At 68.5% G+C, this 26,089-nt stretch carries 25 protein-coding genes and 1 tRNA gene; 17 read left to right on the top strand and 9 right to left on the bottom strand.

Going from position 1 to position 26,089, the window contains the following annotated elements; all coding sequences use genetic code 11:
* The first annotated feature begins 129 nt into the window (after positions 1 to 129).
* From Q344_RS0106825 to Q344_RS23270, 9 genes are all read left to right on the top strand, one after another.
* Positions 130 to 549 (top strand): acyl-CoA thioesterase, encoded by a 420-nt coding sequence (locus Q344_RS0106825; RefSeq protein ID WP_028286041.1) that lies wholly within the window; start codon positions 130 to 132, stop codon positions 547 to 549.
* A 5-nt stretch (positions 550 to 554) separates the two neighbouring features.
* A complete protein-coding gene (locus Q344_RS0106820; RefSeq protein ID WP_370283377.1) occupies positions 555 to 950 on the top strand; it encodes a RidA family protein in 396 nt (131 codons plus the stop codon).
* A gap of 10 nt (positions 951 to 960) precedes the next feature.
* Positions 961 to 1,197: an Lrp/AsnC family transcriptional regulator gene (locus tag Q344_RS0106815; protein ID WP_028286039.1), complete on the top strand. Its 237-nt coding sequence runs from the start codon at positions 961 to 963 to the stop codon at positions 1,195 to 1,197.
* Positions 1,198 to 1,260: 63 nt separating this feature from the next.
* On the top strand, positions 1,261 to 2,094 hold the full coding sequence (locus Q344_RS0106810; protein ID WP_028286038.1) for a tryptophan 2,3-dioxygenase: 834 nt from the start codon (positions 1,261 to 1,263) through the stop codon (positions 2,092 to 2,094).
* Entirely contained in the window at positions 2,091 to 3,284 is a 1,194-nt protein-coding gene (gene kynU, locus Q344_RS0106805; protein ID WP_028286037.1) for a kynureninase, read from the top strand. The genes Q344_RS0106810 and kynU overlap by 4 nt, the downstream gene beginning before the upstream one ends.
* Positions 3,285 to 3,434: 150 nt before the next feature.
* The gene (gene ugpB, locus Q344_RS0106800) at positions 3,435 to 4,754 is read left to right on the top strand and encodes a sn-glycerol-3-phosphate ABC transporter substrate-binding protein UgpB (RefSeq protein ID WP_028286036.1); all 1,320 of its coding nucleotides are present in this window, start codon (positions 3,435 to 3,437) and stop codon (positions 4,752 to 4,754) included.
* 77 nt (positions 4,755 to 4,831) lie between these two features.
* Positions 4,832 to 5,716, top strand: coding sequence for a sn-glycerol-3-phosphate ABC transporter permease UgpA (gene ugpA, locus Q344_RS0106795; protein ID WP_028286035.1), 885 nt, complete (start codon positions 4,832 to 4,834; stop codon positions 5,714 to 5,716).
* A 9-nt stretch (positions 5,717 to 5,725) separates the two neighbouring features.
* Positions 5,726 to 6,574 carry a sn-glycerol-3-phosphate ABC transporter permease UgpE gene (gene ugpE / locus Q344_RS0106790; protein ID WP_028286034.1) on the top strand — a complete coding sequence of 283 codons (849 nt, stop codon included), beginning with the start codon at positions 5,726 to 5,728 and terminating at the stop codon, positions 6,572 to 6,574.
* Positions 6,575 to 7,615, top strand: a complete 1,041-nt coding sequence (locus tag Q344_RS23270; RefSeq protein WP_051630331.1) for an ABC transporter ATP-binding protein — start codon at positions 6,575 to 6,577, stop codon at positions 7,613 to 7,615.
* A gap of 19 nt (positions 7,616 to 7,634) precedes the next feature.
* On the opposite strand, the gene betC is transcribed toward Q344_RS23270, so the two are convergent.
* A complete protein-coding gene (gene betC, locus Q344_RS0106780; protein WP_028286033.1) occupies positions 7,635 to 9,155 on the bottom strand; it encodes a choline-sulfatase in 1,521 nt (506 codons plus the stop codon).
* Positions 9,156 to 9,460: 305 nt separating this feature from the next.
* On the opposite strand from betC, the gene ndk reads away from it, so the two are divergent.
* From ndk to Q344_RS23260, 5 genes are all read left to right on the top strand, one after another.
* Complete coding sequence (ndk, locus tag Q344_RS0106775; RefSeq protein ID WP_028286032.1) at positions 9,461 to 9,883, top strand: nucleoside-diphosphate kinase; 423 nt, start codon at positions 9,461 to 9,463, stop codon at positions 9,881 to 9,883.
* Positions 9,884 to 10,575: 692 nt separating this feature from the next.
* A complete protein-coding gene (locus Q344_RS0106770) occupies positions 10,576 to 11,352 on the top strand; it encodes an enoyl-CoA hydratase-related protein (protein WP_028286031.1) in 777 nt (258 codons plus the stop codon).
* A gap of 1 nt (position 11,353) precedes the next feature.
* A complete protein-coding gene (locus Q344_RS0106765) occupies positions 11,354 to 12,118 on the top strand; it encodes a VOC family protein (RefSeq protein ID WP_028286030.1) in 765 nt (254 codons plus the stop codon).
* A gap of 93 nt (positions 12,119 to 12,211) precedes the next feature.
* The gene (locus Q344_RS23265; protein ID WP_084178319.1) at positions 12,212 to 12,826 is read left to right on the top strand and encodes an MliC family protein; all 615 of its coding nucleotides are present in this window, start codon (positions 12,212 to 12,214) and stop codon (positions 12,824 to 12,826) included.
* Positions 12,827 to 12,970: 144 nt separating this feature from the next.
* Positions 12,971 to 15,133, top strand: coding sequence for an ATP-binding protein (locus Q344_RS23260; RefSeq protein ID WP_169739181.1), 2,163 nt, complete (start codon positions 12,971 to 12,973; stop codon positions 15,131 to 15,133).
* An 18-nt stretch (positions 15,134 to 15,151) separates the two neighbouring features.
* Here Q344_RS23260 and Q344_RS0106750 read toward each other — a convergent pair whose 3' ends face one another.
* On the bottom strand, positions 15,152 to 15,583 hold the full coding sequence (locus Q344_RS0106750) for a response regulator (protein ID WP_028286029.1): 432 nt from the start codon (positions 15,581 to 15,583) through the stop codon (positions 15,152 to 15,154).
* 364 nt (positions 15,584 to 15,947) lie between these two features.
* On the opposite strand from Q344_RS0106750, the gene Q344_RS0106745 reads away from it, so the two are divergent.
* The 3 genes from Q344_RS0106745 (at position 15,948) to Q344_RS0106735 (ending at position 19,649) form a co-directional block, all read left to right on the top strand.
* Positions 15,948 to 17,486: an ABC transporter substrate-binding protein gene (locus Q344_RS0106745; RefSeq protein WP_028286028.1), complete on the top strand. Its 1,539-nt coding sequence runs from the start codon at positions 15,948 to 15,950 to the stop codon at positions 17,484 to 17,486.
* 136 nt (positions 17,487 to 17,622) lie between these two features.
* On the top strand, positions 17,623 to 18,831 hold the full coding sequence (locus Q344_RS0106740) for a CaiB/BaiF CoA transferase family protein (protein ID WP_036538407.1): 1,209 nt from the start codon (positions 17,623 to 17,625) through the stop codon (positions 18,829 to 18,831).
* A 14-nt stretch (positions 18,832 to 18,845) separates the two neighbouring features.
* The gene (locus Q344_RS0106735) at positions 18,846 to 19,649 is read left to right on the top strand and encodes an enoyl-CoA hydratase (protein WP_028286026.1); all 804 of its coding nucleotides are present in this window, start codon (positions 18,846 to 18,848) and stop codon (positions 19,647 to 19,649) included.
* 142 nt (positions 19,650 to 19,791) lie between these two features.
* Here the strand turns inward: Q344_RS0106735 and Q344_RS0106730 are convergent, their stop codons facing one another.
* The 7 genes from Q344_RS0106730 to Q344_RS0106700 form a co-directional block, all read right to left on the bottom strand.
* On the bottom strand, positions 19,792 to 20,190 hold the full coding sequence (locus tag Q344_RS0106730) for a Zn-ribbon domain-containing OB-fold protein (protein ID WP_028286025.1): 399 nt from the start codon (positions 20,188 to 20,190) through the stop codon (positions 19,792 to 19,794).
* Positions 20,187 to 21,317: a thiolase family protein gene (locus Q344_RS0106725; RefSeq protein WP_028286024.1), complete on the bottom strand. Its 1,131-nt coding sequence runs from the start codon at positions 21,315 to 21,317 to the stop codon at positions 20,187 to 20,189. Before Q344_RS0106725 ends, Q344_RS0106730 begins: the two co-directional genes overlap by 4 nt.
* Positions 21,318 to 21,360: 43 nt before the next feature.
* Positions 21,361 to 22,137, bottom strand: coding sequence for an enoyl-CoA hydratase/isomerase family protein (locus Q344_RS0106720; protein WP_028286023.1), 777 nt, complete (start codon positions 22,135 to 22,137; stop codon positions 21,361 to 21,363).
* Positions 22,137 to 23,327 carry an acyl-CoA dehydrogenase family protein gene (locus Q344_RS0106715; RefSeq protein ID WP_229669143.1) on the bottom strand — a complete coding sequence of 397 codons (1,191 nt, stop codon included), beginning with the start codon at positions 23,325 to 23,327 and terminating at the stop codon, positions 22,137 to 22,139. Before Q344_RS0106715 ends, Q344_RS0106720 begins: the two co-directional genes overlap by 1 nt.
* Positions 23,328 to 23,481: 154 nt before the next feature.
* Positions 23,482 to 24,783 (bottom strand): MFS transporter, encoded by a 1,302-nt coding sequence (locus tag Q344_RS0106710; RefSeq protein ID WP_028286021.1) that lies wholly within the window; start codon positions 24,781 to 24,783, stop codon positions 23,482 to 23,484.
* Positions 24,784 to 25,016: 233 nt separating this feature from the next.
* Positions 25,017 to 25,091, bottom strand: a tRNA-Asn gene (locus Q344_RS0106705).
* 76 nt (positions 25,092 to 25,167) lie between these two features.
* Positions 25,168 to 26,085 (bottom strand): MBL fold metallo-hydrolase, encoded by a 918-nt coding sequence (locus tag Q344_RS0106700; RefSeq protein WP_028286020.1) that lies wholly within the window; start codon positions 26,083 to 26,085, stop codon positions 25,168 to 25,170.
* Between the last annotated feature and the right edge of the window lie 4 nt (positions 26,086 to 26,089).

Genomic DNA, 26,089 nt, shown 5'->3' with positions numbered 1-26,089 from the left:
TTCAAGTATAAAACTTTAGGCTTGAAATTTCTCCCTCCGCAGGGAAAAGTGACCCTGAGCGGCGGGGCCTCCCGCCAGGGCGGAAACGACGCGGTCCCAAGGGGTTCGCAGGCCGGACAGGGAGCGGACATGCCAGCCTTCGCGCACAGCAACACCGTCTTGTTCCAGCATTGCGATCCGGCCGGGATCGTCTTCTACCCGCGCTATTTCGAGATGATCAACGCCGTGGTGGAGACCTTCTTCGCCGAAGCGGTCGGCTGGTCCTTCCACCAGATGCACGTGGTCGAGAGGCTCGGCGTGCCCATGGGCCGGATCGAGGCCGACTTCCACGCGGCCTCCCGCCTTGGCGACGTGCTGGACTGGACGCTTGCGACGGCTCGTGTAGGAGGGGCCAGCGCGGACCTCGTGATCCGGGCCGCCTGCGCGAACGAGGCGCGGCTGACGGCGCGGGGGACGCTTGTGATGGTCGATCTCGACCGAATGAAATCCCGCCGCTGGCCCGACGGCCCGCGCGCGGTCCTGGAACGATATGCGGAGGACGTGGCGTGAGCACCATGATCATTCACCCCGAGGGCTGGAAGCCCGCCAAGGGCTACGCGAACGGCGTGGTGGCCGAGGGCAAGGTCCTCTTCGTCGGCGGCCAGATCGGCTGGAACGCGAGCCAGGTCTTCGAGGCGAAGGATTTCATCGGCCAGATGTCCCAGGCCCTGCGCAACATTCTCGACGTGGTCGAGGCGGCGGGCGGCACGGCGGAGAACATCACCCGGCTGACCTGGTATGTGACGGACAAGAAGGAATATCTCGCCCATCAGGGGCAGGTCGGCTTGGCTTACCGCGAGGTGATGGGCTACCATTTCCCGGCAATGACCATGGTCGTCGTCTCGGCGCTCGTCGAGGACGAGGCGAAGGTCGAGATCGAGGCGACGGCGGTCCTGCCGGACGGGAAGTGAGGAAGCGGCCATGCAGTGCGTATTCGTTCAAATCCAGTGCAAGCCGGGCACCGTCTACGACGTGGCGACCGAGATCGCGCTGAAGGAGATCCACTCCGAACTCTACTCGACCAGCGGGCATTACGACCTCATGCTGAAGGTCTACATCCCGGACGGCGAGGACGTGGGCCGGTTCCTGAACGAGGGGCTCTTCGGCATCGCCGGGATCGAACGGACGCTCACCACGATGACCTTCAACGCCTTCTGAGCGTCGAAGTCGGGCCCGGGCGGGGCCGGAACCGCCCGCACACAGCATAGCGGAGGCGAGGCCATGTCCGCCGGTTACGATCCCTCGGGCGAGGGCGCCCGGATGTCCTTCAAGGAGGACATGAGCTATATCGATTACCTCTCGCTCGACCCGATCCTCGGGTCGCAGAAGCGGCTGTCGGACGCCCATGACGAGATGCTCTTCATCATCCAGCACCAGACCTCCGAGCTCTGGATGCGGCTGGCGCTCTACGAGCTGGCGGCGGCGCGCGAGAACCTCGCCGCGGGCCGCTTCGCGCCGACGTTCAAGATGCTGACGCGGGTCGCGCGGATCTGGGAGCAGCTGAACAGCGCCTGGGACGTGCTGCGGACGATGACGCCTAGCGAATACACCGCCTTCCGGGACCAGCTTGGCGCGTCCTCGGGCTTCCAGTCGCACCAGTACCGGCTGATCGAGTTCATCCTCGGCAACCGGAACCGGGCGATGATGAAGGTGCACGAGCACCGCCCCGAACTGCACGCGATGCTGGAGCAGGAGCTTCGCACGAAGTCGCTCTACCACGTGGCGCTCGACAAGCTGGCCGAGGGGCTGGGGGTTGAGTTCTCTGCCGAGGTCTACCGGATGGACCAGCCCCACGCGGCGGACGAGGCGGTGATGAACGCCTGGGCCGAGGTCTACCGCGACCCGCAGACCCACTGGTCGCTCTACGAGCTGGCCGAGAAGCTGGTCGACCTCGAGGATTACTTCCGCCGCTGGCGCTTCAACCATGTGACGACCGTGGAACGGATCATCGGCTTCAAGCGCGGCACCGGGGGCACCTCGGGCGTGATGTACCTGCGCCGGATGCTGGAGGTGGAGCTCTTCCCCGAGCTCTGGAAATTGCGAGGCGAACTATGAGCACGACACTTCCGCGGAAGGACCTTTTCGATCTGCCCGAGGGGATGATCTATCTCGATGGCAATTCGCTCGGGCCGCTGCCGAAGGCGGTGAAGGGGCATCTCGCCTCCGTCGTGACGGACCAGTGGGGCGCGAACCTCATCAAGGGGTGGAACCTCGACGGCTGGATGGAGCAGCCGACCCGCGTCGGCGACCGCATCGGGCGGTTGATCGGGGCGCCCGCGGGGTCGGTGGTGATGGGGGATACGCTCTCCATCAAGGTCTACCAGGCGCTTTCCGCGGGGCTCGAGATGCGGCCCGAGCGGAAGGTCGTGCTGTCCGACAGCGGGAACTTCCCGTCGGACCTCTACATGGCCGAGGGGCTGATCCGGCATCTCGGCAAGGGGCACGAGCTGCGGATCGTGGCGCCGGAGGAGGTGGAGGCGGCGATCACCGACGAGGTCGCGGTGGCGATGATCACCCAGGTCGATTACCGCACCGGGCGGATGCACGACATGGACGCGATCACCGCGAAGGCGCATGCGGCCGGGGCGGTGATGCTCTGGGATCTGGCGCACAGCGCGGGGGCGGTGCCGGTGGACGTCGCGGGATCCGGCTGCGAATTCGCGGTCGGCTGCACCTACAAATACCTGAACGGCGGGCCGGGGGCTCCGGCCTTCATCTATGTCAGGCCCGACCTCGTGGCGGCGATCGAGCCCGCGCTCTCGGGCTGGCTGGGCCACGATGCGCCCTTCGCCTTCGAGCAGGGCTATCGCCCCGCCAGGAACATCGAGCGGATGCGGGTCGGCACGCCGCCTGTCCTGCAGATGTCGGCGCTGGAAGTGGCGCTCGAGGCCTGGGACGGGGTCGACATGGCCGAGCTCCGGGCGGTGTCCGTCCGGCTCTGCGACCTCTTCATCGCCGAGGTGGAGGCGAAATGCCCGGCGCTGGAGCTCGCCAGCCCCCGCGACGCCAGCCAGCGCGGCAGCCAGGTCTCCTTCCGCTTCGAGCACGGCTATGCCGCGATGCAGGCGCTGATCGCCCGCGACGTGATCGGCGACTTCCGGGCGCCCGACGTCATGCGGTTCGGCTTCACGCCGCTGTACATCGACGAGGCCGACGTCAGGCGCGCGGTCGCGATCCTTGCCGAGGTCATCGACCAGCGGCTCTGGGACCGGCCGGAGTATCGCAAGGCCGGCCGCGTCACCTGATCGCGGCTCTTGTCACGGCCCGGGCCCGGCACCGCCCCTTCATCAAGTGCCGCCACGGCACCTTTGTCGTTACAATAACTCAATAAAACTGCAACGCGCCTGTCACGCGGCGGGCGCATGAGCGGGCCATCGAACCAACAGGGGATTCAGATGATCCGCACGCTTTCCTTCTCCGCACTCGCCCTCGCCGCATCGCTCGGCGCGGCCCAGGCGCAAACCGAAATCCAGTGGTGGCACGCCATGGGCGGTGAGCTCGGCACCAAGCTGGAAGAGATCGTGGCGGGCTACAATGCCAGCCAGTCCGACTACAAGGTCGTGCCGACCTACAAGGGCAGCTACACCGAGACCATGACCGCCGCGATCGCCGCCTTCCGGGCCGGCGAGCAGCCCGCCGTCGTGCAGGTCTTCGAGGTCGGCACCGGCACCATGATGGCCGCCGAGGGCGCGGTCTACCCGGTCTACCAGCTGATGGAAGACATGGGCGAGGACTTCGACCAGAGCGCCTTCCTGCCGGCCGTCGTGGGCTATTACACCGACACCGACGGCAACATGCTGTCGATGCCGTTCAACTCCTCGACCCCGATCCTCTATTACAACAAGGACGTCTTCGAGAAGGCGGGCCTCGACCCGGACGCCGCGCCGAAGACCTGGGGCGAGCTGGAAGACTTCTCGAACAAGATCATGGAATCGGGCGCGGCCAATTGCGGCTTCACCACCGGCTGGATCTCCTGGGTGCAGCTCGAGAACCTCTCGGCCTGGCACAACCAGCCGATCGGCACGCTCGAGAACGGCTTCGGCGGTCTCGGGACCGAGCTGACGGTGAACGGCCCCGTGCAGGCGAAGCACTGGGAAAACCTCGCCAAGTGGCAGCAGGACGGGTTGTTCCAGTACGGCGGACCGGGCGGCGGTGCGGACAGCGCGCCGAAGTTCTATGCGCAGGAATGCGCGATGTACATGAACTCCTCGGCCAGCCGCGCGGGCGTCGTCGCCAATGCGCAGGATTTCGAGGTCGGCTACGGCATGCTGCCCTATTACGACGACGTGGACGGCGCGCCGCAGAACTCGATCATCGGCGGCGCGACCCTCTGGGTCCTGCAGGGCCATCCGGAAGAGGAATACAAGGGGGTGGCCGACTTCTTCACCTACCTCTCCTCGGCCGAGGTCCAGGCGGACTGGCACCAGTTCTCGGGCTACCTGCCGATCACCCAGGCCGCCTATGACCTGGGCCGCGAGCAGGGCTATTACGAAGCCAACCCCGGCACCGACATCGGCATCCGGCAGATCACGCTGAACGCGCCGACCGAGAACTCCAAGGGCCTGCGCTTCGGCAATTACGTCCAGATCCGCAACGTGATCGACGAAGAGTTCCAGCGCCTGCTCTCGGGCGAGGTCGACGCGCAGGGTGCGCTCGACAGCCTCGTCGAACGTGGCAACGCGCTGATCCGCGACTTCGAAGCCGCCAACGGCTGAGCCCCCGGGGCGCCCTCGGGCGCCTCACGCCGGCCCGCATCCCGAGGGGTGCGGGCCGCTTCCGTCAGGACGACAGAATGCAGACGAAACGCACGATCTTCCGAAGCCGCGGGCTGCCCTACCTGCTGCTTGCCCCCCAGCTTGCCATCACGATCATCTTCTTCCTCTGGCCCGCCGGCCAGGCGGTCTGGCAGAGCTTCCTGCGCGAGGACGCCTTCGGGCTCAAGACCAGCTTCGTGGGGCTTGCCAACTACACCCGGCTGTTCCACAGCCCCGACTACCTGAACGCGATGCAGGTGACGCTGGTCTTCGCGGTCTCGACCGCGGCGCTGGCGATGATCCTGTCGCTGCTGCTGGCGGTGGCGGTGGACCGGCTGATCCGCGCCTCGCGCTGGTACACGACGCTGCTGGTCTGGCCCTATGCCGTGGCCCCGGCGGTCGCGGGCATCCTGTGGTGGTTCATCTTCAACCCGACCATCGGGATCATGCCCTACGTGCTGGCCTCGGTCGGCATCTCGTGGAACCACCTGCTCGACAAGGGCGACGCGATGCTGCTGGTGATCGTCGCGGCGGCCTGGAAGCAGGTCTCCTACAACTTCCTGTTCTTCGTGGCGGGCCTCCAGTCCATCCCGGCCAGCCTGCGCGAGGCCGCGGCCATCGACGGGGCAGGGCCGGTGAAACGCTTCTTCACCATCACCCTGCCGCTCCTGTCGCCCACCACCTTCTTCCTGCTGGTCGTGAACGTGGTCTACACGCTCTTCGACACCTTCCCGGTGATCGACGCCACCACCGAGGGCGGACCCGCGCAGGCCACGAACACGCTGGTCTACAAGGTCTACATGGACGGCTTCGTCGGCCTCGACCTCGGATCCTCGGCCGCGCAATCGGTGGTGCTGATGGCCATCGTGATTTCCCTGACCGTCGTGCAGTTCCGCTTCGTCGAGCGGCGCGTGACCTACTGAGGCAGGACCATGGTCGAAAACCAACGCTGGCTGGACATCCTGGCCCACATCACCCTGATCCTCGGCGTCGTGGTCGTGGCCTTCCCGGTCTACATCGCCTTCATCGCCTCGACCCATCACCCGGTGGAGTTCATGTCCGGCATGATGCCGCTCCTGCCGGGCGACAACATGGTGAACACCTATACCGAGGTGCTCTCGGGCGGGGTGCGCGCGCAGATGACCGTGCCGCTGACCCTGATGCTGACGAACAGCCTCATCATGGCGCTGTCGATCGCCATCGGGAAGATCGTGATCTCGATCCTCTCGGCCTTCGCCATCGTCTATTTCCGCTTCCCGTTCCGGATGACGGCCTTCTGGATGATCTTCATCACCCTGATGCTGCCGGTCGAGGTCCGCATCGTGCCGACCTTCAAGGTGGTCGCGGACCTCGGCCTGCTGAACAGCTACGCGGGGCTTTCGATCCCGCTGATCGCCTCGGCCACCGCGACCTTCCTCTTCCGGCAGGTGTTCCTCACCATCCCGGACGAGCTGATGGAGGCCGCGCGGATCGACGGCGCGGGCCCGATGAAGTTCTTCCGCGACATCCTGCTGCCGCTCTCGCGGACCAATATCGCGGCGCTCTTCGTCATCCTCTTCATCTACGGCTGGAACCAGTATCTCTGGCCGATCCTCGTCACCACCGACGCGGATTTCTACACCATCGTGGCGGGCATCAAGCGGATGGCCGACGTGGTGGACAGTGAACCCCTTTGGAACTTCATCATGGCGACCGCGGTGCTGGCGATGCTGCCGCCCGTGCTCGTCGTGATCTTCATGCAGAGGCTCTTCGTGAAGGGTCTCGTGGAAACGGAGAAATAGATGGCCGCCATCACGATCGAGAACCTCGGCAAGACCTATACCGGGGGCGTGTCGGCCGTCCGGGGGATCGACATCGACATCCGCGACGGCGAATTCGTCGTGCTGGTCGGGCCCTCGGGCTGCGGGAAGTCGACGCTCCTGCGGATGATCGCGGGGCTGGAGGAGATCACGGAAGGTGAAGTGCGCATCGGCGAGCGGGTCGTGAACCGGCTGGAGCCGGCCGAGCGCGACATCGCCATGGTGTTCCAGAACTACGCACTCTACCCGCACATGTCGGTGCGGCAGAACCTCTCCTACGGGCTGAAGAACCGGGGCACGCCGAAGGCCGAGATCGCCCGCCGGGTGGACGAGGCGGCGCGGATCCTCGAGATCGGCGCCTACCTCGACCGCAAGCCCCGCGCGCTCTCGGGCGGGCAGCGCCAGCGGGTCGCCATGGGCCGCGCCATCGTGCGGGAGCCGGCGGCGTTCCTCTTCGACGAGCCGCTCTCGAACCTCGATGCAAAGCTGCGCGTGTCGATGCGGGGCGAGATCCGGGCGCTGCAGAAACGGCTCGGGACGACCTCGGTCTACGTCACGCACGACCAGCTCGAGGCGATGACCCTGGCCGACCGGCTCGTCGTCCTGCGCGACGGCGAGGTGGAACAGATCGGCGCGCCGCTCGAGGTCTACCGGCGCCCGGTCTCGACCTTCGTGGCGGAGTTCATCGGCTCGCCGGCGATGAACATGCTCGACGGCGAGGTCGCGGGCGGCACGCTGCGGGTCGGCGGCGCAAGCCTGCCGGTCGGCGTCGCGCCCGGCAAGGTGAAGGTCGGGATGCGGGCCGAGGACATGCGCCTGGCCGGGCTCGGAGAGACCGCGATCCCGGCGCGGCTCGCCTATGTGGAGGAGCTGGGCGCGCAGCGTCTGGGGCATTTCGAGGTCGAGGGCCAGCGCCTGATCGCCGCCTTCCCGGCGGAGCAGGCGCTGAGCGACGAGATCGCGCTGACGGTCGATCCCTCCGCGCTGCATGTCTTCGGCGCGGACGGCCGCCGGATCGACTGAACCGGATCAGGGGGCCGGATCAGGGGGCCGGCTGTTCCCCGCGCGGGAAGCGCTGGCCCTCTTCCACGTTGTTCAGGTCCATGTGGTTGCGCATGAACCGCTCGCTCGCGTTCTTCAGCGGCTGGTGGTCCCACGGATAGTAGGCCCCGTTCCGGAGCGCCTCGTAGACGACCCATCGGCGGGCCTGGCTCTGCCGCACCTCGGCATCGAAGCGGTCCAGATCCCAGCGTCTGTCGGCCTCGGCGCGGAGGGCCTCGAGCGCCTCGGCATGGTCCGGGTCGCCGGCGAGGTTGGTCAGCTCGTGCGGATCTGCCTGAAGGTCGAAGAGCTGCTCGGGGTCGAGCGCGCAGCGGGTGTACTTGTAGCGCCCCGACCGGAGCGCGACGAGCGGGGCAAAGGACGCCTCGGCCGCGTATTCCATCGCCACCGGCTCCTCCCGGACCTCGCCCCTGGCGAGCGGCACGAGGCTCATCCCCGCGGTCCAGGGCATGACCTCCTCCATCGAGATGCCGGCGAGGTCGCAGAGGGTGGGGCAGACGTCGATGTTCGAGACCGGCGTCGTCTCGTGCCGGGGCGCGATCCCCTCCGCGCAGAGCATCATCGGCACCCGCGCGGAACCCTCGAAGAAGTTCATCTTGAACCAGAGCCCGCGCTCTCCCAGCATGTCGCCATGATCCGAGACGAAGAGGATCACCGCCTCCTGCCGGGTCCGCTCCAGCACGTCGAGGATCTCTCCGATCTTGTCGTCGAGATAGGAGATGTTGGCGAAATAGGCGCGGCGGGAGCGGCGGATGTCCTCTTCGGTGATGTCGAAGCTGCGCCAGTCGTTGGCGTCGAAGATCCGACGGGAATGGGGGTCCTGCTCCTCGTAGGGGATCGCCGGGACCTCGGGCAGCAGGTGCGCGCAATCCTCGTAGAGGTCCCAGTATTTCTTCCGCGCCACGTAGGGGTCGTGGGGGTGGGTGAAGCTGACCGTCAGGCACCACGGCCGGTCGTCATGGCCGCGGGCGAGGTCGTAGAGCTTGCGGGTCGCCTCGAAGGCCACCTCGTCGTCGTATTCCATCTGGTTGGAGATCTCGGCCACGCCCGCGCCCGTGACCGAGCCCATGTTGTGATACCACCAGTCGATCCGCTCGCCCGGCTTGCGGTAATCGGGGGTCCAGCCGAAATCGGCCGGGTAGATGTCGGTGGTCAGCCGCTCCTCGAACCCGTGAAGCTGGTCGGGGCCGACGAAATGCATCTTGCCCGAGAGCGCGGTCTGGTAGCCCGCCCGGCGCAGGTGATGGGCATAGGTCGGCAGGTCCGAGGGGAATTCGGCCGCGTTGTCGTAGACGCCGGTGACGGAGGGAAGCTGGCCCGACATGAAGGAGGCGCGCCCGGGCGCACAGAGGGGCGAGGCGGTGTAGCAGTTTTCGAACCGGACCGAACGCGCGGCGAGGCGCTTGAGGTTCGGGGCATGCAGCCACTCCGCCGGGCCGTCCGGGAAGAGCGTCCCGTTGAGCTGGTCCACCATCAGGATGAGAATGTTCGGCTTGGCCATCGGCTCCCCGCGCGCGCTGTGCCGGCCGTCGCCCGCGAGGCGGGGCCGCGTCGTTTCGTTGCCGGGACCATAGTCCTTTATTGATTTGCGCGTCAATAAAAGCTGTTTTCCGAAGTCATTCTAGCTACTTGTGCCGGAGTCTCCGGCGCGCGGCAGGGCCCGTGCGGGCCGGGGGTCTCCGCCATTTCGCGCGCCGGGGAGGATACGCCTTTTCAAGCCCGGGAACCCATGCTAGGCGAGCGGCGGATTTTTCGGGGGCGTCCGCGGGCGCCCCGTCTCATGCTCATGCACGAAAGAGGACCGACATGGCCACCGAACGCACGCTTTCCATCATCAAGCCCGACGCCACCCGCCGCAACCTGACCGGCAAGATCAACGCCAAGTTCGAGGAAGCGGGTCTCCGCATCATCGCGCAGAAGCGGATCAAGCTGACCATGGAGCAGGCCGGCAAGTTCTACGAGGTCCACAAGGATCGTCCGTTCTACGGCGAGCTCTGCGAGTTCATGGCCTCCGAGCCGGTCGTGGTGCAGGTGCTGGAAGGCGAAGGCGCCATCGCGAAGAACCGCGAAGTGATGGGCGCGACCAACCCGGCCGACGCGGCCGCGGGCACCATCCGCGCCGAATTCGCCGAGAGCGTCGGCGAGAACTCGGTCCACGGCTCGGACGCGCCCGAGACCGCCGCGCAGGAGATCGCGTATTTCTTCTCGGGTCTCGAACTGGTCGGCTGACTTTTTCGCGCCTTCAGAAATACAGGGCCATCCGCGCGAGTGGGCGGCCTTTTCTGTTTTGGGCAGTGCCGTTTTCCGAGTCCGGAACGAGCCCGAAGGGCGCCGCTTAGGTGACGTTGGCGCCTTGTGTCGACATGGGAGCTACCACGGCTGGCATAAGGCGCGAGGCACGGAGGGAGGGAAGCGCCATCCCACGGGCCGGCGCTTGTCCGTCTTGCGCGTGGTGACAAGGGCGATGGTGCGTGCAAGTACGCACCATACCGCGGTTGGAATGGGAGGTCCCCCGGTCCCCGGCGCTCCGCAGGTGGCACAGGTGTAGGCCGGGCTTAAGCCCGGCTTGCCTCAGCCGCACCCGGAACGCGCTTCTCAGATAGCGGCCCAGTCGTTGAACCGGACGGGCCCCGGGGGCCTCGGCTTGGCGCCGGGTTTCGGTTTCGTCTGCTCTGGCTTGGGCATTGTCCTGCCTCGTTGCTCTGCTCGTCCCCCGAGGGCAGCAATGAAATGTGGCGCGAATGGGGCGCGCCGGCGCGGTGCTCCGCCATTCCCGGCCATCGGCCTTCGACCGTTCCCCGAATGCCTCAGATCGCGCCGCTCCCGCCTCGGCAGATATGTGGCAAGGCGCTCGCTTGCCTCGCCTTTCGGCGCCTCTTACCCTCCGCTGCGCAAAGCCAGCACGTGGAGGAGAACCGGACATGGCCCATGAATTCTGCAAGGTGGATCGCGAGGGTCCGATCCTGATCGTCACGATCAACCGGCCCGAGGTCTACAACGCCCTGCATGCCCCCGCCCATAACGAGCTGGCGCAGGTCTGGGACGAGTTCGCGGCCGATGACGACCTCTGGGTGGCGGTGCTGACCGGCGCGGGCGACAAGGCGTTCAGCGCGGGCAACGACCTCAAGTACACGGCGCAGGGCGGCAAGGGCACGCCGCCGCCCTCGGGTTTCGCCGGGCTGTCGATGCGCTACGATCTGGAAAAGCCGCTGGTCGCGGCGGTGAACGGCTTCGCCATGGGCGGCGGGTTCGAGACCGCGCTGGCCTGCGACGTGATCCTCGCCTCGGAGACGGCCAAGTTCGCGCTGCCCGAGGTCAAGGTCGGCCTGTTTGCCGCCGCGGGCGGCGTGCAACGGCTGAGCCGCCAGATCGGACGCAAGCCCGCGGTCGAGATGATGCTCACCGGGCGCAGCGTCGGCGCCGAAGAGGGGCGGGCGCTCGGCTTCGTCAACGCGGTCCATGCGCCGGGCGCGCTGATGGACGCGGCGATGGCCAAGGCGCAGGAGATCGCCAGCGTCTCGCCCTCGTCCGTCAAGGCCACCAAGCGCGTGCTGAACAAGATGGACGAGATGGAGGACCTCGCGGCCTCGCTGAAATATTCGCGCGACGTGATGTCCGAGCTGCGCGACACCGAGGATTTCCGCGAGGGCGTGAACGCCTTTGTCGAGAAACGCGCGCCGCAATGGAAGAACCGCTGAGGTGATCCACCTCCGCCAGGTCTGCCTTGTCGCCGGCGCGCTCGCGCCGGCGGTCTCGGCCCTGCGGGACGTGCTGGGCCTGCCGGTGGCCCATGTCGATCCGGCCGTCGGCAAGTTCGGGCTCGAGAACACGCTCCTGACCCTCGGCTCCCAGTTCCTCGAGGTCGTGGCCCCGACGCGCGCGGGCACCGCCGCCGAACGCTACCTCGACCGGCGGGGCGGCGATGGCGGCTACATGGTGATCTGCCAGGCAGGCGACCGGGACGCGCAGGACGCGGTCCGCGCCAATGCCCGCGCGGCGGGGGTGCGGGAGGCCTATTTCTCGGACCGCGGCACATGGAACGTCTGCCAGTTCCATCCCGGCGACATGCGGGCCACCTTCCTCGAGGTCGACTGGGATACGCAGGGCGAGGTCGCCGGAAACTGGATGCCCGCCGGCGGGCTGGAGTGGCAGGCGGCGGGCTCCGCCCCCGGCGCGATCACGGCGGTCGAGATCCAGGGCGACGATCCGGCGGCGCTGGCCGCGCACTGGGCGCGGGTGCTGGGCACGCGGGCGGAGGGCCCGGAGGCCGCGCCGACCGTGGCGCTCGCCAATGCCACGCTGCGCTTCGTGGCCGACAGCGACGGGCGCGGGCCCGGGCTGGGCGGGCTCGACCTGCGGCTGCCGGACCCGGCGGCCGCGCGCCTGCGGGCAGAGGCCGCGGGGCTCGGGCATCCGGAGGGCGCGCTGATCTGCGGCACGCGGTTCAGGTTTCTCGCCGCCTAGATAAACTCTAGGTTGTGGCTGCGGGTATCGTGTATGCTCAACGGTGACAGCGGCGCGCGTCCCGTGCCGCCACGTATCCCGCGAGGTATCGCCATGACCCGGATCCCCCTCTCGCTCGCCCTCCTGATGATGGCCGCCGGCAGCGGCGCGGCCGCGCAGGAAGGCCCGACCTTCGACTGCGCCAGGGCTGAGCACGAAGCCGAAACCATAATCTGCAACGACGCGGAGCTTTCGGCGCTCGACCGCGCGCTCGGCGCGACCTTCGAGGCGGCGGTCTCGGCGGCAAGGGGTCTCGACGCCGGGGCGGAGGCGGCCGAGGCCGAACTGCGCGCGACGCAGTGCGGCTGGATCGGCGGGCGGGACGATTGCTGGATGGCCGACGACAAGCGGGCCTGCATCGTGGAGAGCTACCGGCGGCGCGAGGCCGAGCTGGTCGCGACCTACCAGCTGATGGAGCCCTCCAGCGTCGCCACATGGACCTGCGACGGCGATCCGGCCAACGAGGTCACCACCTATTTCTATGACACGCCCCTGCCCAGCGTCCGCATCGAGCGGGGCGACACCGTGGATGTGGGCACCCTCGCGCCCAGCGGGTCCGGGTCGCTCTACGAGGGCAGCTTCGGCCGGTCGATCTGGCTGCACGGGGACGAGGCGACCTACCGCGAGGCCGATCCGGATGGTGCCGAGGTGAGCTGCACCACGAGCTGAGGCACCGCGGGGCGGAAGGCCGTCCGGGCTGAACCGTCCCTTAATCTTCCGAAGCGAATGTATTCCCAAGGGTCACGCCGCGCAGGCAGACGTGGACAGGTGGGGGAAGTTTCGCGAAGAATGCCCGCAGGGGATGAAGAACCGATGATGACAGGCCGTCGTTTCCGCAGGATGCTGATACTCGGCCCGGTGGCCGCGGCGGCGGTGCTGGGCGTGTTCGCGTGGTCCTACCTGCGTCTCCTCGACGAGGCGCGCGATCTGCGCGAGACGGGCCTGCGGTTCGAGACGACCTCGCAGGACCTGCTGGCCAACATCGGATTCGTCGGCCTGATCCACGATTTCAAGAACTGCGTGCTGCGTCCGGACGAGCCGGAATATTGCGCACAGGCCGAGGCCCATGCCCGGCGCGCGGAGGAGCTGATCGCAGAGCTCGACCGGCTGGCGGCCGAGATCGGGCTCGACGAGCGGCTCGACGGCCTGCTCGAGACGGTGCGCGGCTACGGCGCCCGCGCCGCCGTGGTCGAGACGGCGCATGCCGAAGGCCGGCCCATCCTCGAGATCGACGACGCGGTGCGTCTGAGCGACAGCGCGGCCGCGGCCGAGATCGAGACGACACTCCGGCAGGCGCGGCGGACACTCAAGGCACGGCTGGATCGGCTGCGCGACCTCTATCTGGTCCAGGCCGTTGCCGGGATGCTGTCCATGGTCGCCCTGGCGGGGTGGTTCGCCTTCATGCTGCTGCGCGAACATCGCCTGTCCCTCGCACAGGAGGAGCGGCTGAGCGCGGTCTTCGGCGCGCTCTCGGGCGGGGTGATCGGCTTCGACGCCGCGGGGCGCGTGGCGATGATCAATCGGCAGGGCCGGGCGATGCTGGGCGCCGAGACCGCCACACCGCCCTTCGACTGGCCCGAACAGGCCACGCTGCGCGCTCCGGAAGACAACCAGCCGGCCACGGCGCACGGACCCTTCGGCCGGCTCGCGGCGGGCGACGGGATCAAGGGCGAGACCTACCTTCTGTCGCTCCCCGGAGGAGAGGAGCATTACGTCCGCATCACCGGCGGCCCGCTGCGCAGCGGCGGCGACATCGCCGCGGTGGCGGTGCTCGACGACGTCACGCAGCAGGAGCGGCACCGCCAGCATATCGAGCGCAACAGCCGCCTCGACGCGCTCGGCCAGCTCTCGGGCGGGATCGCGCATGATTTCAACAACCTGCTGGCCACGATCCTCTATGCCGTGAACCTCGCCCTGAACGAGGAGCAGAGCGAGCGCAGCCAACGGCTCCTGAAGCAGGCGATCGCCTCGGTCGATCGCGGGCGCACCCTCACGGGCCGGCTGCTCAGCTTCGCCAAGCGCCAGCCCGGCACCGCCCGGTCGCGCACGGTGGCCGAGGTCCTTCGCGAGTTCGAGGCGCTGGCCCGCCCGGCGATCGAGGCCAGCATCGCCATGCACGTGGAGCCGCCGGATCCGGCGCTCTATGTCCATTGCGACCAGTCACAGCTCGAGAACGCGCTCCTGAACCTCGTGCTGAACAGCCGCGACGCGATCCTCGGCGCGGGGCAGGGCAGCGAGATCCGGGTGAGCGCCCGTGCGGTCACCTCGACCAGTTCCGACCTGCGCCGCCGGCAGCGGGCGGAAGCCGCCGAGGGGCGGCCGGTCAGCGCCGAGGATTACCGCTACGTGGAGCTTTCGGTGATCGACGACGGCCCCGGCATGTCGGCCGAGGTCCGGCGCCGCGCGACGGATCCGTTCTTCTCGACCAAGGACCAGGGCCAGGGCACCGGGCTGGGGCTCGCCATGGTCTACGGCTTCGCGCGCCAGTCGAACGGCGAGATGCAGATCTATTCCGATGAGGGGCATGGCACCACGGTCCGCCTGACGCTGCCGCGGGGCACGCCCGAGAACCGCCGCGAGGGGCCGGTGAGCCGGCCCGAAGTGGTCCGCGGCGAGGGCGAGACGGTGCTGCTGGTCGAGGATGAGCCCGACCTCTTGTCCATCATGTCCGAGATGCTCACCGACCTCGGCTATGTGGTCGAGACGGCGACCAGCGGGACCGAGGCGCTCAGCCGGATCAGGGGCGGGCTGGAGTTCGATCTGCTGCTCAGCGACATGATCATGCCGGGCGAGATCGACGGCCTCACCCTCGCACGCCGGCTGCGCCGCGTCCGCCGGGATGCGCGGGTCGTGCTGATGTCGGGGTATGCGGAGCGCATGGCATCGGAAACCCAGGGGATCGAATACCCGGTCCTGCAGAAGCCCTGCATGCCCGAGGAGCTGGCCGCCGCGATCCGCACCGCTCTGAAGGGCTGAGGACCGGAGAGCGCCCCGCTACCGGCGCGCGAGCTCGCGTTCGTCGATCAGCCTGGCCACGAGCGCCCGCATCTCGTCGGCCTCGAAAGGCTTCGCCAGCACCGCATCCGCCCCGACGGACTTCGCCGCGTTCAGGATGTTCGACTGCCCCGGCCGCCCGACCGCGCCCGAGATCGCGATGATCGGCAGACCGACCAGCCGGCCACCCGACTGGAGCGCGGGGAAGTTCCTGAGCCGTCCGGTCAGCAGCAGGCCGCCGTCGCCGGTCGGGCGGCCTTCCTTCCAGATGTGGATGTCGGTGATCAGCAGGTCGAAGGACTCGGACGAGAGCCGTTTGAGCGCCGCGTCTCCGGTTTCCTCGACGACGACGTCATACCCCGCATCCTCGAGGTCGAGGCTGAGGATCTCGGCGAAGTCCGGATCGTCTTCGAGAATCAGTATTCTTGGCATGGGGTCGGCTTCCGGGGCGCTTGGACACCAGTAAACATAGGAACAACCTACATCTTCCATTCACGGAAGCACGGGATGCGGCGGCCCCGCGACTGGCCGCATCGTCACGTCCGATCCCCCTACAATAATGCCGAAACCGCAATGTTTCAGCCCGTGGCGGTCAATCCGACTGATATCGGCTGTCTCTTGCCGGCCGCCCGCGGGTAAATGCGGGATCGGGCGTCATTCAAAACCCGGGTATGCCAACCTATCCACCGTCAAAATGCATAGATGTGACGATTTGAAGAATCGGTCTTCACAGAATCCGGAACCGGCATATCAATGAGGTGACCGCCCCTGGGGCGGCCGATCAGGGAGGATCGACATGACACAAGCACGATTTGCGACGCGACTGCTTGCCGGGGTTGCCGCCTCGGCCGTGACGGTGTTCAGCATCGCCGCGCCTGTCCTGGCGCAGGAGGAGAAGACGCAGGGCGGCACCATCACCGTCGCGCTCGAGACCGAGCCGAACGGGTTCGAACCGCTCGAGGGACGTATCTTCGGCCAGACCGGCTCGACCGTGGCGATCACGATGGAAGAGCCGCTGCTCGGCTGGAACCACGAGACCAACGAGCCGCTGCCGCTGCTCGCCACCGAATGGAGCGAGAGCGAGGATCACCTGACCTGGACGGTCAAGCTGCGCGAGGGCGTCAAGTTCCACGACGGCTCCGACTTCGATGCCGGGGACGTGGCGGCCCATTACAACCGCATGATCGACCCGGAGAACAAGTTCGCCGGCCGGTCGTCCCTCACCACCATCGAAGAGGTGGTCGCGGTCGATCCGCTGACGGTCGAGTTCCGCCTGGCCCATCCCTGGACCGCCTTCCTGCCGACGCTGGCCGATCTGGGCATGTCGGGGCCGATCCCGTCGCCCGAGGCGGTCGAGGCCGGCACCCAGAACCGCAATCCCGTGGGGACCGGGCCGTTCAGGTTCGTCGAATGGTCCTCGGGTGACCGGATCGTGGTCGAGCGCAACCCGGATTACTGGAACGCGGACGACATCAACCTCGACAAGATCGTCTTCCGGATCCTGCCCGACACCCAGACGCGCTATGCCTCGCTCCAATCGGGCGAGGTCGATGCGATCTGGACCGACCGCGGCCCGACCATCGTCGAGGCGCAGAACGACCCCGATATCGTGTCGATGCATGCCGACGGCGCGGGCGCCGCGACGATCCTTCTGAACCGGCGTCGCGCGCCCTTCGACGATCCGAACGTCCGCGCCGCGGTGGCCCACGGCTGGAACCAGGACGCGCTGGTCAAGATCAGCTTCCGCGACACGCGCCCCTCGGTCACCCATCCGCTGGGCAACCAGAAGGATTGCGGCGAGGCGGGGTATCGCGCCTTCGATCAGGACAAGGCCCGGGAATACGTCGCGGCCTATGGCAAGCCGATCGAGTTCGACTTCATCAACACCTCGACCCCGCGGGGGCGCGAGCTGGGCGAGCTGATGCAGCAGCTGATGAAGGCGATCGACATCAAGGTAAATCTGATCCCGGTCGACCAGACCTCTCTGGTGCGCAACGTGCTCTCGCTCGATTACACGATGTCGGGCTGGCGCTTCCCGGATGACGTGGACATGGGGCCGACGCTCGCCGCATCGACCACATCGGATTCGAACTACAACCTGACCGGCTTTGACCTGCCCGAGCTCGACGAGGTCGCCAAGAAGATGGTGGTGGCCGAAAGCCGGGAAGAGAGCCTCGATCTGCAATGCCAGGTGGCCGAGATGATCAACCGGGACGCCTCTATCCTCTACATGGGCGGCGGCCGCTACTGGGCCTTCACCACGCAGCGCCTGAAGGGCGTGCCGAAGCCCTACGGCGGCATCGTCGACGTGACACGGGCCTGGATCGACGAGTGATCCGGCCCTGAAGACACCGCCGCGGCGCGATCCGCGGCGGTTTTTCGTCCGCCGCCCACGTGCCGCGCCGCGGACAGGTCTCGCCCGCGCGCGCCGGCCGGTGCATGGTGCAAGGACGGATCAGAAGGAGAGCGCCATGACATCCTGGACCGATACGGAGGGGCGCGCGGACAAGCCGCTGTCGCGCATCCGGGTGCTCGATCTCACGCTGGCCCGGGCGGGTCCGACCGCCGTGCGCCATCTCGCCGACTGGGGGGCGGACGTGATCCGCATCGAGCCGCCCGCCGGCGCCGGCGCCTCCGACCCGGTCGGCGGCTCGCGCCACGGGCCGGATTTCCAGAACCTCCACCGCAACAAGCGCGCGATTACGCTGAACCTGAAGACGCCCGAGGGCCATGCGCTCTTCATGAAGCTCGCGGCCGGGGCCGACGTGATCGTCGAGAACATGCGCTCGACCGTGAAGACCCGGCTCGGCATCGATTACGAGGCGGTGCGCGCGGTGAACCCGCGCATCGTCTACGGCTCGATCTCGGGCTTCGGGCAGGATGGCCCCTATGCCGAACGCGCCGGCGTCGACCAGATCGCGCAGGGCATGGGCGGGCTGATGTCGATCACCGGGCTGCCGGGGCAGGGCCCGGTCCGTGTCGGGATCCCGATCGCCGATCTCTGCGCCGGGGGATACCTTGCCATGGGCATCTCGATGGCGCTGCTCGACCGGGAGGCGACGGGACAGGGCCGCTGGGTCCGGACCTCGCTGCTCGAGGCGATGGTGGCGATGCTAGATTTCCAGGGCGCCCGCTGGACCATGACGGGCGAGGTGCCGGAGCAGGCGGGCAATGACCATCCCACAGGGATCCCCACGGGCGTCTTCCCGACGGCGGACGGCCACGTCAATATCGCCGCCTCCGGCCAGCGCCTCTGGACGCGCTTCGCGGCCGCCGCGGGGCTCGGCCATCTGGTCGAGGACCCGCGCTTTGCCGACGGCGCCGCCCGCTCGCGGAACCGCGCCGCGCTGAACGCGCTTATCGGCGAGGTCACCGCGACGCGCCCCTCCGCCCATTGGGTCGCGGTGCTGATGGAGGCGGGCGTGCCCTGCGGCCCGATCAATTCCATCGACCAGACCTTCGCCGATCCGCAGGTGCGCCATCTCGGGCTCGCCGCCCCCGTCCGCCATGCCGAGCTGGGCGAGATCACCATCGTCGCCTCGCCCCTGCAGATGACGGGGACGACGCGGGACATCCGCTGCGCCGCGCCGGACGCGGGCGAACACACCGAAGAGGTCCTGCGCGGCCTCGGCCTCGACCCGGCCGAGATCGCGGACCTCCGCGACCGCAACGTCATCTGACAGGGGGACAGACCATGCAGACGCTCGAGACCAGCACGCCGAAGATCATCGCCGGGAAGGGCGAGGGCATCGGCTGGCTGACCTTCAACCAGCCCGAGAAGCGCAATGCCATGAGCCTCGAGATGTGGCAGGCCATGGGCGAGGTGCTGGAGCTCTTCGCCGCCGATCCCGAGGTGCGGGTGGTGGTGATGCAGGGCGCGGGCGAGCGGGCCTTCGTCTCGGGCGCCGACATCTCCCAGTTCGAGACGCATCGCGGCAATGCCGAGGCTTCGGCGGAGTACAACCGCATCGCGGGCCATGCCCGCCATCTCCTCGCCACCCTCGACAAGCCGCTGATCGCCAAGATCCGCGGCTATTGCATCGGCGGCGGACTTGCCGTGGCGATGGCGGCCGATTTCCGCATCGCCGCCGCGGATGCCGAATTCGGCATTCCCGCCGCGCGGCTCTCCATCGTCTACCCGTTCGACGGGATCCGCGCGCTCTCCGACCTCGTGGGGCCCGGCAACGCGAAGAAGATCCTCTTCACCGGCTTCCGCTACAAGGCGGCCGAGGCGCTCCGGATGGGGCTCATCGAGGAGGTGACCGAGATCGACGCGCTCGACGCCACCGTCCTGACCCATGCCCGCGCCATCGCCGAGAACGCGCCGCTCTCGATCCAGGGCTCCAAGCAGGCGCTCCGCGAACTGGCCCGGAACGAGGCCGACCGTGACCTCGACCGCCTGCGCCAGCTCTCGACCGATGCGATGAACAGCGCCGATTACGCCGAAGGCCGCCACGCCTTCATGGAAAAGCGCAAACCCCGCTTCACGGGCGCCTGAGCCCCACCTTCCTCTGGTCCATGTATCCTCGGGGGGAGCTGGCCGTCAGGCCAGCGGGGGGCAGACAGCCCCCCTCTGCCCGCACCACGGAGCACCTCCGCACGGGGCGCATCGCGCGCCGCGCGCCGCCCCCCGCGGGTCCTCAGCCGGCGACCGGTCGGAACAGCGGCACGGTCTGCCCGAAACTTTCGCCCAGCTCCAGCCGCAGGGGCATCTCGATCCTGAGGCTTTCGTTCGGCGCGAGGATGTTCGAGATCAGCCGCGGGCCTTCCTGCAGCTCCACGACCGCCACGTTGTAGGGCACGCGGTCGGCGAAGGCCTCGTGATAGGGGCGGTGATAGACCACCCACGAGATCAGCCTGGCGCCGCCCCGCGCGGTTTCCCACCCGAGCTCCGGCGACAGGCATGTCGTGCACTCTTCCCGCGCGGGCAGCTGTGCCGCCCCGCAGGCGCGGCAGCGCTGGAACCGCAGCGCACCTTCGTCGAGCGCGGCCCAGTACGCCCCCGCCGGCCCGCTGCGATCCGGTCCCACGCCGCTCATTGGCCCAGCACCAGCGTCGAATGGGTCTGCATCACGCCCCCCTGGTTCGAGATCACCACGTTCCGCGCCCCCCTGACCTGGTTCACCGAGGTCCCCCGCATCTGCCGCACGCCTTCGTGGATCAGCTGCATCCCCGGCATCCCGGTTTCCGACAGAAGCCCGCCCGACGTGTTGAAGGGCAGCGCGCCGTCCAGCTGCAGGGCGCCGTCCTTCACGAAATCCGCGGCCTGGCCCTTCCTGCAGAAGCCGTAATCCTCCAGCGTCATCAGCGCGGCGATGGTGAAGCAGTCGTAGAGCTGGACGCACTCCACCCGCTCTGGCGTCAGCCCCGCCATCCCGAGCGCCGTCGCGCCCGAGACCGTCGCCATCGTCGTCGTCAGGTCCGCGCGGTAGGTCACCTCCTCATAGGTCTGCCCGTAGCCCCAGCCGAGGATCGGCACGGGCGCCGCCACGCCCAGCTCCGCCGCCCTGCGCGCGCTCATCACGACCACCGCGCCGCCGCCGTCCGAGATCAGCGTGCAATCGTCCCGCGTCAACGGCGCGACGAGCGGGTCGGCGGCCATGTAATCCGCCATCGACAGCGGATTGCGCACCTGCGCCTTCGGATTGGCCGCTCCGTGCCTGCGCGCGGCGACCGCGATCTCGCCGAAGGCCTCCCGGGGGGTGCCGTGCACGCCCATGTGGCGCTGCATGATCATCGCGTAGCCGGGCAGGGTGCCGAACCAGCCGTAGAGGCTGTCATCGCCCCGCGGGCGCGCGTAGACGGCGGCATTGCCGGTGCGCGGGGTGTCGGCGAAGCTCACGACGGCCACGTCGATCTGCCCGGCCTCGATGGCCATGCAGGCGATCGAGATCAGCGTCGCATTGGCCGCGCCCCCCTGGTCCCAGGCGCCGCCCATCCTGGTCCGGATGCCAAGCGCCGAGGCCACCTTGACCGTGTAGAGCATCTGGAAGTCCGAGGTCGGCGGCTTCACGAAGAGCGCGTCCACCTGGCCCTTCTCGACGCCCGCGTCGGCAAGGGCCGCGCGGATCGCCTCCACGTTGAGCGAGACGGAGGACCTTCCCGGGTGCTTGCCGAAGGCCGTCGCGCCGATCCCGGCGATCACGCATTTGCCCGAAAGCGTCATCGCGCCGCCTCACACAGGGGGCGGTGCCCGACACGCGCGCCGCTCATCGCCCCTTGAACTCCGGCGTCCGCTTTTCGCGGAAGGCCCGCGGCCCCTCCTTCGCATCCTCCGTCTCCCGCAGCGTGCGCGAGACCATGGCTTCCATCCGCAGACCCGTCACGAGGTCCATGTCGAGCGAGCGGACCGCCAGCTCCTTGGCCGCCTGCACGGCGAGGGGGGCGTTGGCGGCGATCCGGGCGGCGTAGTCCATCGCCGCATCCATCAGCTCTGCCCGGGGGACCACCTTGTTGATCAGCCCCCAGCTCAGCGCCGTCTCGGCGTCGATCCGGTCGCCGGTCAGCAGGAACTCCATCCCGAGGCAATAGGGCAGCTGCTTCAGCGTCCGCTGCGTTCCGCCGTTGGCCGCGATGATCCCGCGCTTCACCTCGGACAACCCGAAGCTCGCGCCCTCGGCCGCGACGCGGAGGTCGGTGCCGTAGAGCAGCGTCACCCCGCCGCCGAGGCAATAGCCGTTCACCGCCGCGATGACGGGTTTCCAGACCTCGAGCCCCCGGTTGAGAAGCTGGTCCCGCTGGGTCAGCCAGTTGTCGGCCCAGTCGGGCTGGACGGTCACCACGGATTTCAGGTCGGCGCCGGCGCAGAAGCTCTTGTCGCCCGCGCCGGTGACGATGGCCACCCGGACGTCGCGATTGTCGCGCACCTCGATCCAGGCGTCCGACAGCGCCTTGTAATGGTCGGCGTCGAGCGAGTTCATCGCTTCGGGCCGGTTGATCGTGACGGTCGCGATGCCCTCGGGCGACAGGTCGAAATCGATCGACATCAGCGCCTCCCGTTCAGCACGTTGCGGGCGACGACCATGCGGTGCACCTCGGACGGACCCTCGCCGATCCGGTGGATGCGCAGTTCGCGATACCAGCGTTCCAGCGGCAGTTCCTTCGAGACGCCGAGCCCGCCGAGGATCTGCATGCAGCGATCGACGATCCGCCCCGCCGTCTCGGTCGCCGTCACCTTGGCGATCGAGGCCTCTAGCTTGAAATCCTCGCCCCGGTCGCCGCGCCAGGCGGCATCGTAGACCACCAGCCGGGCCGCGCGCAGCTCCATCTCGCTGTCGGCGAGCATCCATTGCACCGCCTGCTTGTCGGCGAGCTTGGAGCCGAAGGTCTCGCGCTCGTTCGCCCATTTGACGGCGATGTCGAGCGCCGCCTGCGCCACGCCGAGCGTGCCCGCGGAATACTGGATCCGGTTGTCCACCAGCCATTTCTCGGCCAGCTGGAAACCCTGGCCTTCCGCGCCCAGCAGGTTCTCGGCCGGCACCTCCACGTTGTCGAAATGGAGCTCGTAGGGCGAATAGGCGCGGATCACCGGGATCTCCCGGATCGACAGGCCCGGCGTGTCGCGGTCCACGATGAAGGAGGAGATCCCCGACCGCCCGCGCCCGCCCGTCCGGGCATAGACGATGCCCCAGTCGGCCTTGGCCGCCCCCGTGATCCACATCTTGGAGCCGTTCAGCACGTATTTTCCGCCGACCTTCTCGGCCCTGAGCTGGATCGACCGGCCCGGATCGGCGCCGCCCGAGGGTTCCGAGATCGCGACGAAGCATTTCGTGCCCTTCTCGACGCCCGGCAGCCCGTAGGCCTCGATCTGCCGGCGGTTGCCTTCCCAGATCACGTTCGGCGGATCGATCCCGAAGGCCCCCATGGCGGCATTGTAGAGCCCCATGCGGACCTGCTTGGCCTCTTCCGCCCAGACCGCCTGTCCCAGGAGGTTCAGCCCGGCGCCGCCATAGGCCTCGGGGGTGCGCACGCACCAGAGCCCCATGGCCTTGGCCTTCTCCTGCAGGGGCGCCAGCTTGTCGGCGGGGCAGGAGGTCGCGTCATGGGGCAGGGTGTCCTCGACCGCGCGCACGTCGCCCTGCACGAAGCGCCGGACCAGCCTCTGCATCTCGCGATATTCATCCGGCATGGTCCACGCGCCGAAACTGCGGTCCATCCCCTCAACGGCCCTGTCCATCGGCTGTCCTCCCCTTGCCGGTTCCTGCCCCGGACCAGAGCTAGGCCCATGCGGCGGGACCGGTCAACGCCGCGGCAGCCCCGCGGCGACGGACATCACACTTGTGTTCCGGAGCGCCTTTCGGGGCCCGGAAACCGGGCGTGGGGCGGGGGGCTCAGGCGCGGTCCGCCTCGGGGCGGTCTGCCTCGTCTGCGGGCGCGGCCTCGGGTTCGAGCGGCAGCGCCTCCTCCTCCCCGCCCGAGAGCGCGGCGGTTTCCGGCGTGGTGGCCCGCGCGGGCACCGATATCTGGAACGCCGCCTTGTCGGCCTGCGGCACGGCCCCGCGCAGCGACATCCGCCAGAGCGTGAAGGCGATCAGCACGACATGCGCCGCGACCGTCGTCAGGAAGAGCCCGCGCGGCCCCACCGCGGACATCGCGACGCCCGCCATCAGCGGCCCGAGGATCGAGCCCAGACCGAAGACCATCAGCAGCCCGCCCGAGACCTGGATCGCGGTGCCCGGCGGGGCATGGTCGTTCGCATGGGCCACGATGATCGGGTACATCGCAAAGATCCCGGCCCCGAAGAGGCCGACCAGCACGAGGTTCGCCAGCTGCCCCTCGGGCAGCAGGATGGCGAAGGCGAGATCGGCCAGCATCGCGAGCGCCGCGGTGGCCACCAGCACGATCCGCCGGTCCATCCGGTCGCTGAGATAGCCGATCGGGATCTGCGCGAGCGCCCCCGCGAGGACCGGGATGCTGGCAAAGAGCGTGATCGCCGTCAGCGCCAGCCCGACCTGTCCCGCATAGACCGCCGCGAGCGCTCCGAAGGAGGCGTTGGAGACCCCCACGAGGAACACCGCCGCCACCGCCACGGGCGAGTTCCTCCAGAGCCCCGGCAGGTCGAGCTTGACCGAGGTCAGCGGCGCCGGCGAGGCCGAGGTCGACAGCGCCGTCGGCACCAGCGCGAGGCAGTAGAAGATCGCACCGATCGCGAAGAAGACCGCGCCGTTCGCGTCCCCGAGCGAGATCGACATCTGCCCCGCCGTGACCGCGCCGAGGTTCACCATCGTGTAGATCCCGAAGATCGTCCCCCGGGTCGAGGGCTGGGCCCTTTCGCTGAGCCAGGATTCCACGATCATCGCGGCGCCCGCGAAGCAGAATCCCGACACCGCGCGGATCGGGATCCAGGCCCATGTCTCGACGATCAGCGCCTGCAGCAGGATCGCCACCGCCGCGAAGGCGCACATGACGCCGAAGGTCCGGATATGACCCACAGCCCCGACGAGGCGCGGCGCCACGATGCAGCCCGCGACATATCCCACGGCCCAGCCGGTGCCCAGCAGGCCGAGCGAACTGGCCGAGAACCCTTCGGCCGCGCCGCGGATCGGCAGGATGAGCCCGTGAATCCCCCCGGCAAACAGCAGGAGCGCGGACCCCAGGAGCAGGGCGGTGATCGGAAGAAGGTGACGTGCCATGGGCCCAGCACTAACCGAGCCGCACGGCGCTTTGAAGCGCCGATCGCCGCCGGCCCGGCGTCTTCCGGCCGAGGACAGTCGGGCGGCCGCGTGCGACGGGTCGTGAGTGCCGTACCGCTGGAGGGCGCGTGCGATGAAAGGGTGGGGACAGAACCGTGCAAGGCCGCCGGAAACGCGAAAGGCGACCCGGACGGGTCGCCTTTTCATTCAGTATCAACACGTTGGCTTTGTGTTGGCTCCGGCGGTAGGGATCGAACCTACGACCAATTGATTAACAGTCAACTGCTCTACCGCTGAGCTACGCCGGAACTGGGCGCCCGTATAGCAACACCCTGAATCCTCGGCAAGGGCGAAAGGGAGAGATTTTCGGGTTTTTCCGCAGGGTCATCCGGTGATGGCGAAAACCGTCTCCGCGGAGAGCTCCGTCTGCGGGGCCACGCGGGATTTTCCCATCAGATCAACGAGGTGGGCGAGGACGTTGCGGGTCGCGGCCGGCAGAAGGGCGCGCGGGATGTCGGTGTAGATCCGGTCGGCCAGGGTCGCGGCGTCGGCGGGGCCTTCGGACAGCGCCTCGAGGATGGCGGCCTCGCGGGTCCGGCGGTGTCCGAGCAGCCAGGTGATCCGGTCGGCGGGCGCCTCGATGGCGGCGCCATGGCCGGGCCAGAGCCGGGCGGGCGCGCGGGCGGCGAGCCGTTCGCAGGACGCCATGAAATCCGTCAGGTCTCCGTCCGGGGGCGAGACGATGGAGGTGGACCAGCCCATGACCAGATCGCCCGAGAAGACCTCGCCCTGCGCATCGAAGGCCATGTGGTTGCCGAAATGGCCCGGGGTCCAGAGGCCGGTGACGGACCAGCCGTCGCCCGAGATCGTGCCGCCGTCGGGGACGATCTCGTCGGGCACGAACCCCTGGTCGGCTCCTTCGCCGCCGCCCATGGCGCCGCTGGCGGCGAGACGGCGCATGACCTCGGACTGTCCGGCGGTGGCGTCGCCATAGGCCCAGACCTTCGCGCCGGTCTCGGCGGCGAGCGGTCCGGCGAGAGGCGAATGGTCACGGTGCGCATGGGTGACGAGGATGTGGCTGACGTGTTCGCCGGGGCCGAGCGCGGCGAGAATCGCCTCGAGATGCGCGCGGTCCTCGGGGCCGGGGTCGATCACCGCCACGCCGCCGCCGGCGCCCAGCAGGTAGGTGTTCGTGCCGCGGTAGGTGAAGGCCGAGGGGTTGTTGCAGAGCACCCGACGGATGCCGGGGGCGACCGGCTCGGCCTGGCCGGGTTTCGGGTCGAAATCGTCGGGCGCGTCCATGGCG

The organism is Pseudooceanicola nanhaiensis DSM 18065 (assembly GCF_000688295.1).
In the GTDB taxonomy this organism is placed as follows: Bacteria; Pseudomonadota; Alphaproteobacteria; order Rhodobacterales; family Rhodobacteraceae; genus Pseudooceanicola; species Pseudooceanicola nanhaiensis.
This window is presented reverse-complemented; position numbering and strand designations above follow the sequence as displayed.